The organism is Ohtaekwangia sp. (assembly GCF_036786105.1).
Taxonomy (GTDB): Bacteria; Bacteroidota; Bacteroidia; order Cytophagales; family Cyclobacteriaceae; genus Ohtaekwangia.
The window spans coordinates 1-8,351 of record NZ_DAIQRQ010000109.1; the positions used below are offsets into that span (position 1 = coordinate 1).

The window sequence follows — 8,351 nt, forward strand, 5'->3', positions numbered from 1 at the left end:
GCAGAAGCACCACTTTTCAATACAGTCATGTCTGCGATATCTTCAGGGGAGATAGAGTAAAGCAAACTTAGTGGAACTTGTGCTCCATCTACAACAAGCATAGGTTGGTTGTTACCAGTCAAAGAGCGGATACCTCTGATGTTGATTTTTGAGTTTTGAAAAACGCTACTGTTTGTAGTCGTAATGTTTACACCGGAAATTTTACCATTCAAGGACTGGGCAACGTCAACTGCCTTTGCCATGGTAATGTCTTTGTTCGAGATAGTAGATGCAGCGTAACCAAGTTCTTTCGCCTGCTTCTGCAAACCCATCGCACCGGTGATCACAACTTCTGAGAGCTGTGTTACATCCTGCGACATGGGAACATCGATTTTATTTCTGCTTCCTACCTCGATCTCTTGTGATTGAAGGCCGATGAATGAAAATACGAGGGTACCTCCGGCCGCTGGTACATTAATGGAGTAGTCACCATCAACAGTTGTAACTGTACCGTTGGTGGTACCCTTTAGAACAACGTTCACCCCAGGAAGACCCGATCCGTCTTCAGCGGAAGTGACCCGGCCTGTGACCGTTCGCTCCTGTGCCCACAATTCGCTACTGGCGAATGCAAACACCGCTGTCAAGCATACGAGTAGAATTCTCTTCATACTGTAAAATTTAGGTTAATGAAAATTTAAATATGCGACCAAACTTATAACAAAATAATAACTCACAAAAGGTGAGTCCACCAAAATAAGTATATAAAGTCAAAAAAAATACTACTATTAGCGTTATTGAAAATGTTGATTAAATAGCATTTAGCTGTCAGAAATCGTGTTAAAACAGCATTTCAACGGTTTACGTCCCGGACAACACGTTGCAATACTATACCGTAAAATTTAACTTGATTATTTGAATTCAATTTTCAGAATTTATCTGTCATTGCTACTCTATATTGAGTTGCCTAATGAGTGAATCAATCCCCCAATTATTTCTACACAAGGCAGACTTTATCTAGCCTCCTATAGAAGCAAAATATTGTACACAGCTCCCTCACTTCACAGCAGGTGCTTTTTCTCTTCGTCTATCGTATAGGCAATTACTTGATAATTTTGAATTCGATCCTTCGATTGAGTTGCCGGGAATCCTCTGTATTGTTGGGAGCAATGGGCAGGTCAGGACCGTATCCTTTAGGTGTAAGGCGGCCTTTATCGACTCCGTTAGAAACTAAATAATTGTATACAGCCAACGCCCGCTTTTCGGAAAGGCTTCTATTATAAGCGGCAGCGCCCGAGTTATCGGTGTGGCCACCTATCTCGACACGCACTTTAGGATTCTCGGTAAGAAAACGGATAATCTTTTTAAGCTCGGTAATAGAAGTACTCTTCAACTCATACTTGTCTACATCAAAGAAGATATTGTTGAGAACCACGCGCGATCCAATAGATGCTTTTTCAAGATCTACATCGAGCACAACGGGTTTGAAATCAAATGTCTCCGTATAATTGAAATGCAGACTTTTGAACAAGTACCCTTCTTTATTTACATATAGGGCATAGTCGGCACCTTGCGTTAATACCATGAGATATTCTCCGGTTACCGAGTCAGATTCCACCAAAGATTCAATCTGATTCTTCGAAATATTGATAAGCTCAATTTTGGCAGATAACACCTGGCGCGTTTGTTTATCGCGAACAATACCCCGTACATAATTACTTCTATATTTCAATTGGTTTTCTTCCGGAATCTGCATTTCAAAGATGCGGCTGCGGGTTCCTCCTGCTGCATTTTCTTCGTGCGAGTAATATCCTTTTTTTCCATCGGCTGTGATAAACAGCGAGAACTGATCATCATGATTATTAATAGGAGCACCTATATTTTTAGGAGCCGACCACCCGGCAGAATCTTTCTCAACAAAAAAGAGATCATAGCCGCCAAAGCCAGGCAGGCCATTGGATGCAAAGTATAGTGTTTTATTGTTTACGTGAATGAAGGGCGATATCTCATCAAATACAGAATTGATCGGTTTACCTGCATTTACTGCTTTTGTCCATTTGCCATTTTCATCTAATGACGTAACCCATATATCTCTGCGCCCCAAACCTGATCTTCGGTCGGAAACAAAATATAGCGTTCTGCCATCTGCCGATAGCGTTGGTTGCGACTCCCACGCAACGCTGTTTACATTGGGACCGAGGTTTTTTGGCACTGTCCAATCTTCACCGATCTTTCTTGTTTCATAAAGATCGCAGCTCCCGATACCATCTCTGCCCACGCAAGAAGTAAATATCAGTTTTCTTCCATCGGCAGATATGGCACAGGTGCCTTCGTTCAGTCGGCTATTTATATTCCTCGATATTGATACCGGAGTTATCCAGCGTCCTTGTGCATCTTTTCCGGAAATAACTATATCTTCATCAGCATTCGGATCGTTACTGGTTCTTCGGGTAAAAATGAGTTGTTGCTGATCGGCTGTGAGCACCGGGAAATATTGTGTAGCAAAACAATTTACTGTGTCACTCAAAGGCTTTTGATGGAAAGCCGAGACATTGTCTTTATTATTAAAAGCAAATTCTGCGCTCTTGAATAATGAAGCTGCACGCTCTAATTTCTGCTTATTCAAGGTTTCGTTGTTCACAAACAAGCTCAACACTCTCATCGCTTTTTCATATTCCCCGGTAGCGATATAGGCTTCACCCATGTCGTACCAAAAGGTTTTTTGTTTACGAAGATCAGTGGTAAGGCTAAGGCCTTTCTCATAATTCTTTAACGCCTCAGCGTAGTTCTTCATGTTCTGGTATACCAGCCCCAGACGGTAGTAAGCTTCAACAAACTTGTCATCTTTATCAATGGCCTGATTCAGTAACTCGATAGCTTGTGCAAACTGACCGCGAACGCGATAATTATCGGCTTGTGTATAGTACTCAATTGCTTTCTTGGATTTGGTGCTTAGCTGGACCTGAGCCATCGCTGCATACGACAGGAAAACAAGAAGTACTATTGCAATACGATTCATGAAAAAATATCTGGTGAAGTTAAAATGATAAAAAATCCGGCCAGCATGGTGACCTATTCGTGTTTAAAACTAAAAAACAATGTTGGATACATCAATCTCTTCGCCATCAAATTCGAACATGGCATTGATAAGCTTAAAGGACTCGAACGATCGGATATCCTCTATGCGAATGTCATCTTCTTCAATAATATTTTGTTCCAGAAGCTTCTGGCGCTGTGTGCCTTTAAGAAGGGCTGACCACGGGGTAACCCAATGTTTGTTTTTTCTGAATACAATATTGGAATACGATGAATCTGTAACAAAGCCGCGCTTCACTATGAGAATATCATCGCAATCTTTCCGAAGGTCGAATAAACGATTGATCAGCTTCCTGTCGGTATATTTAAATTCATAGTTGATGCGGTCGTGTTCGACAATGCGCAGGCTGCTGATCTTTTTATATTCGTAGGGCAAAAACTCTACCTCACGGGCTACATCGTCATACACAATGCGGCATTTGAACAATCCCTGCTCGGGCTTATCGATATTCGACAGAAATTCTTCCAGATCTATATAATCGTGCGTGCCACAAAGGTACTTCAGCGAGCGGTTCATACGCTGCTCGTGATGCGACAGGTTGTAATATTTTCCGTCTAATAATTTTATAGATTCAATCAACAGGGACATACACTTTATCAATGGTTTCCTGATACTCCGCTGCTACTGTACTTTGCGTAGTTATACCTCCACCGCTCCTGTAAAAAAATGTGCCTCGCTCTTTTTCGATGAAGCGAATCATTACTCCGCTATCGAGATCGTGACCATCAAAATATCCGACAACACCTGTATAATATCCACGCTTTTCGCCCTCAGCTTTCTGTATAATCTCCAGTGTTTTTTGCTTGGGAGCTCCACTCACCGAACCAGCCGGAAGCAGCTTTACCAATATATCACCCAACATCGACCTGTAGTCGACTGGCAGATTACCAACGATTTCCGAGCTTACCTGCAGCAGATTTTTCTTACTCGTTTTTAGTTCTTCAATATAGCGAAAACGATTCACTCGTACATGTGTTGCCACCTGGCTTAAATCATTTCGAATAAGATCTACTATCGTGGTATGTTCGGCTTCTTCTTTCCTGTCATTTAGAATTACTTGGCGCGCATTTGGATAAGACGCATCAATAGTCCCCTTCATAGGGTGAGAGTATATTTTACCGTCCTGTATCTGGATAAAAGTTTCCGGGGAAAATACCAGGAAGTGATTATCCATCCAGAGTTTATACTTCGCCCGGCTCAGGTAAAATAACTCCTGAAGCGATGCCTGTAGTATAACCGGCGTTTTCAATGTGAGGTTCGTAAGGAAAGAATCACCGTAAGCCAGGCGATCGTATACTATATCGAATTTACGTTTGTATTCGGCCAGCGAACCGGGCAAGGCTTCAATTTGTGCAGAGCCCAAACGCTTCTTCTGTGAAGTATTGGTCTTACCATTGATGTTGAAAAGGATGGAAGTGCTATCAATCTCATCCAGTTTTAAAATTACAGGACGCTCCATTTCAAAATCCACCATAAACAAAAAGGGGACTTTCGCTTGTCCCCACTGATTCATTTGATCGATGAACTCTGGCAAGGTCATACTATGGAATGTTCATGTACTTATGTACCTGCAAGGATATCTGCCACTGCGGATGGGCCTTTACATATTCGATGATCTGAGGGAGCATTTCTTTTTCTTTAGACCATTCCGGTTGCAGGTATAGCTGACATGCCGGGCGGACTTTAGCAGCAAAGCTTTCTGCCCACTCAAAATCACTTTTGTTATACACTATAACTTTCAGCTCATCGGCCCTATTGAAAATAGAAGCATCAGGTGCTTTGAATTTCTTGGGCGAGAAACAAACCCAGTCCCACATACCAGTTAGCGGATATACACCGGATGTTTCAATATGCGTACGTATACTTTCACTTTTTATAGCGGCCGTGAGTGCAGTAAGATCATACATCACAGGTTCGCCTCCCGTAATCACCGCGATAGGACTGCCACTTTTCTTTACACGACTTGCCATCTCCTGCACCGCTACCTGTGGATGCGCTGCTGCATCCCACGATTCTTTTACATCGCACCACACGCAACCTACATCGCATCCACCGAGGCGGAGAAAGTATGCAGCTGAGCCCTGGTAATACCCTTCACCCTGAATGGTATAAAAATCTTCCATCAACGGAAGAGTGGCTTGCTGTATCGTACGTGTTATTTCAGGCATTGAGGAATGGGCATAACGCCCAAACAAAACTATGGATTCTGCAGTTCGGTAGCTCGCAGCGTGTTGAGCAATAACGATGCGATCGTCATCGGACCAACGCCTCCCGGAACCGGTGTAATATAAGATGCTTTGGGTGCTACGGCTTTAAAATCAACATCGCCTTTTATAGCCCAGCCTTTCGGATATTCTGGCCCTTCCACGCGAGTGGTACCGATGTCAATTACTACAGCGCCTTCTTTTACCATATCGGCTGTAATAAGACCGGGTTTACCAACAGCTACCAATAGTATATCGGCAGCTCGGGTATAAGAGGCCAGGTCTTTTGTATACTTATGGCATATCGTTACCGTTGCGTGACCAAGCTCAGTAAGCATCATACTCAACGGCGCACCGGTAATACGGCTGGCACCTACTACTACAGCATGTTTGCCTTCTGTGTCGATGTTATACCTGCGCAGCAGTTCCATCACACCAAACGGTGTTGCCGGCATGAGCAATGGTTTCTTTGAAATTATACTTCCAAAGTTGTGGTTCGTAAATCCATCCACATCTTTATCGGAACGGATCTTTTCTGTAACGCGCTCTACCGATATATGCGGAGGCAAGGGAAGCTGTACGATAAATCCGTCTACATCATCATCGTTGTTCACATGGTCGATGTGCTTCAACAATTTCTCTTCACTGATCGTGTCGGCAAAGCGCATCATGGTATAATGAAAGCCTACAGATTTGCATGCTTTCACTTTGTTATCCACATACGTTTGGCTGGCACCATCATCTCCCACCAGAATGATTGCCAGGTGTGGTACTTTTTTACCGGCCTGTTTGCGTTCAGCCACCTGTGCGGCAATTTCATTCTTGATATCGGTTGATATCTTTTTCCCGTCAATGAGTGTATAGGATGTCGTTACGGTTTCCTGCATTATATATACTTCAGATTAATCGATTTTCAACACGGCCATGAAAGCTTCCTGCGGAACTTCTACGGTTCCGATCTGGCGCATGCGTTTTTTACCTTTCTTCTGTTTCTCCAGAAGTTTACGCTTACGCGATATATCACCACCATAACATTTCGCGATCACGTTCTTGCGAATGGCACTGATCGTTTCGCGTGCTACAATCTTTTGCCCGATAGCCGCCTGTATCGCTACTTCGAACATGTGGCGCGGTATCAGCTCTTTCAGTTTTTCGCAAAGCTTTCTTCCCCACTCCTGCGATTTGCCACGGTGTACAATGGCGCTCAATGCATCTACCTTATCACCATTCAGCATTACATCAAGTTTCACCATGTCTGATTCACGGAAACCTATCAGGTGGTAATCCAATGAAGCATAACCGCGTGAAATTGTTTTCAGTTTATCGAAGAAATCAAACACAATTTCAGAAAGTGGCATTTCGAATGTCATCTCTACGCGATCGGTAGTAAGATAATTCTGGTTCTTGATGATGCCACGCTTATCCATACACAGCGTAATGATAGGCCCTATATATTCTGCTTTCGAAATAATCTGAGCTTTGATATAAGGTTCTTCTATTCTGTCGAGTCTGGTAGGGTCAGGCATCTCGGAAGGAGCGTTAATGCTGATCTCTGTACCGTCAGTGAGGTATGCTTTGAATTGCACAGAAGGTACGGTAGTGATTACCGTCATGTTGAACTCACGTTCCAATCGCTCCTGTATAATTTCCATGTGCAGCATACCCAGGAAGCCGCAGCGGAAACCAAAACCAAGTGCTGCCGATGTTTCAAGCTCCCATACGAGTGAAGCATCGTTGAGCTGAAGTTTCTCCATCGCATCACGAAGTTCTTCGAACTCGGATGTTTCTACGGGATATATACCGGCAAACACCATCGGTTTAACCTGCTCAAACCCTTTTACCGATTCAGCAGGGTTTACGATGCTGGTGATGGTATCACCCACATGCACCTCGCTGGCAACTTTTATACCGGAGATCAGGTAGCCTACGTTCCCTGTACCTATTTCAGCTCTGGGTTGTTTATCCAGTTTGAGTACGCCGATCTCATCAGCATTATACTCCTGGCCGGTGCTTACAAATTTGATCTTGTCGCCCTTCTTGATAGAACCGTTGAATACGCGGAAGTATATTTCAATACCGCGGAAAGAATTGAACACCGAATCGAAGATCATCGCCTGCAGCGAATCGTTCGGATTACCTTTCGGTGGTTTGATGCGATGTACAACCGCCTTGAGTATATCTTCTATACCTTTACCTTCTTTGGCGCTGGCGCGGATAACATCTTCGCGTTTGCAACCGATCAGGTCTACAATTTCGTCTGTTACTTCTTCCGGCATAGCATGCGGAAGATCGATCTTATTCATCACCGGAATAATTTCCAGATCATGTTCAAGTGCCAGGTATAAGTTAGAGATCGTTTGTGCTTCAATGCCCTGGCTGGCATCCACAATCAGCAACGCGCCTTCGCAGGCTGCGATGGAACGCGAAACTTCATAAGAGAAGTCAACGTGGCCTGGTGTATCGATCAGGTTGAGAATATATTCTTTGCCATCCAGTTTGTAGTTCATCTGGATTGCGTGCGCCTTGATGGTGATACCTTTTTCTTTTTCAAGGTCCATGTTGTCGAGTACCTGTGCTTCCATTTGGCGCTCGTTCAATGTGCCCGTAAATTCCAGTAAGCGGTCGGCCAGCGTACTTTTCCCGTGGTCGATGTGGGCTATTATGCAAAAATTGCGGATGTTTTCCATTCCCGTCTGTTCCTCAAAAATTTAGGAATGCAAAAGTAGGAATTATTGATGGATTTCGCTTGACGGGAAACCGGGTTTGAGAGCACAATCTGTCCCTAGCCAGGACGCTTGCCCGAAGATTTTTTAGAAGACGGCTGCTGAATAATGCACCCAACGCTTTCAGTATGGCTGATGGCTGGTTCGTGACCTTCCAGCACGGCATTGATTGCATCGATCAGGTAATGCTCGGTTATCTGCTGGCGATACTTCCCCAGGTCGAAGAACCAGTTATCGATAGCACCCTGGTAATAGACATGATCGTTGTTATTCAGTAAGAAAACCTCAGGCGTAGCAGTGGCTTTGTATTTTTTTACCCATAAAAAATCACGGTCAACGGTGATGGGAAAA

At 43.8% G+C, this 8,351-nt stretch carries 8 protein-coding genes; all 8 read right to left on the reverse strand.

Annotation, left to right across the window (positions count from 1 at the left end; translation table 11 throughout):
- The coding region (locus V7Q33_RS22810; protein WP_333821416.1) for a carboxypeptidase-like regulatory domain-containing protein at positions 1–647 on the reverse strand (647 nt) is incomplete at its 3' end.
- A 431-nt stretch (positions 648–1,078) separates the two neighbouring features.
- Positions 1,079–2,995, reverse strand: a complete 1,917-nt coding sequence (locus V7Q33_RS22815; RefSeq protein WP_333821417.1) for an OmpA family protein — start codon at positions 2,993–2,995, stop codon at positions 1,079–1,081.
- 69 nt (positions 2,996–3,064) lie between these two features.
- Entirely contained in the window at positions 3,065–3,661 is a 597-nt protein-coding gene (locus tag V7Q33_RS22820; protein WP_331977103.1) for an aminotransferase class IV, read from the reverse strand.
- On the reverse strand, positions 3,645–4,613 hold the full coding sequence (locus tag V7Q33_RS22825; protein ID WP_331977105.1) for an aminodeoxychorismate synthase component I: 969 nt from the start codon (positions 4,611–4,613) through the stop codon (positions 3,645–3,647). The genes V7Q33_RS22820 and V7Q33_RS22825 overlap by 17 nt, the downstream gene beginning before the upstream one ends.
- Before the next feature lies 1 nt (position 4,614).
- Positions 4,615–5,241, reverse strand: a complete 627-nt coding sequence (locus V7Q33_RS22830) for a 7-carboxy-7-deazaguanine synthase QueE (RefSeq protein ID WP_331977107.1) — start codon at positions 5,239–5,241, stop codon at positions 4,615–4,617.
- 29 nt (positions 5,242–5,270) lie between these two features.
- Entirely contained in the window at positions 5,271–6,164 is an 894-nt protein-coding gene (locus V7Q33_RS22835) for a bifunctional 5,10-methylenetetrahydrofolate dehydrogenase/5,10-methenyltetrahydrofolate cyclohydrolase (RefSeq protein ID WP_331977109.1), read from the reverse strand.
- Between the two features lie 15 nt (positions 6,165–6,179).
- Positions 6,180–7,964: a translation elongation factor 4 gene (lepA, locus tag V7Q33_RS22840; protein WP_331977111.1), complete on the reverse strand. Its 1,785-nt coding sequence runs from the start codon at positions 7,962–7,964 to the stop codon at positions 6,180–6,182.
- Positions 7,965–8,059: 95 nt separating this feature from the next.
- A partial coding sequence (locus V7Q33_RS22845; protein WP_333821419.1) for a hypothetical protein occupies positions 8,060–8,351 on the reverse strand: 292 nt, incomplete at its 5' end.

What these genes read in the sequence shown, in the direction of transcription:
- V7Q33_RS22815 (WP_333821417.1), bottom strand. Translation starts at nt 2,995, where the DNA reads ATGAATCGTATTGCAATAGTACTTCTTGTTTTCCTGTCGTATGCAGCG.
- V7Q33_RS22820 (WP_331977103.1), bottom strand. Translation starts at nt 3,661, where the DNA reads ATGTCCCTGTTGATTGAATCTATAAAATTATTAGACGGAAAATATTAC.
- V7Q33_RS22825 (WP_331977105.1), bottom strand. Translation starts at nt 4,613, where the DNA reads ATGACCTTGCCAGAGTTCATCGATCAAATGAATCAGTGGGGACAAGCG.
- V7Q33_RS22830 (WP_331977107.1), bottom strand. Translation starts at nt 5,241, where the DNA reads ATGCCTGAAATAACACGTACGATACAGCAAGCCACTCTTCCGTTGATG.
- V7Q33_RS22835 (WP_331977109.1), bottom strand. Translation starts at nt 6,164, where the DNA reads ATGCAGGAAACCGTAACGACATCCTATACACTCATTGACGGGAAAAAG.
- lepA (WP_331977111.1), bottom strand. Translation starts at nt 7,964, where the DNA reads ATGGAAAACATCCGCAATTTTTGCATAATAGCCCACATCGACCACGGG.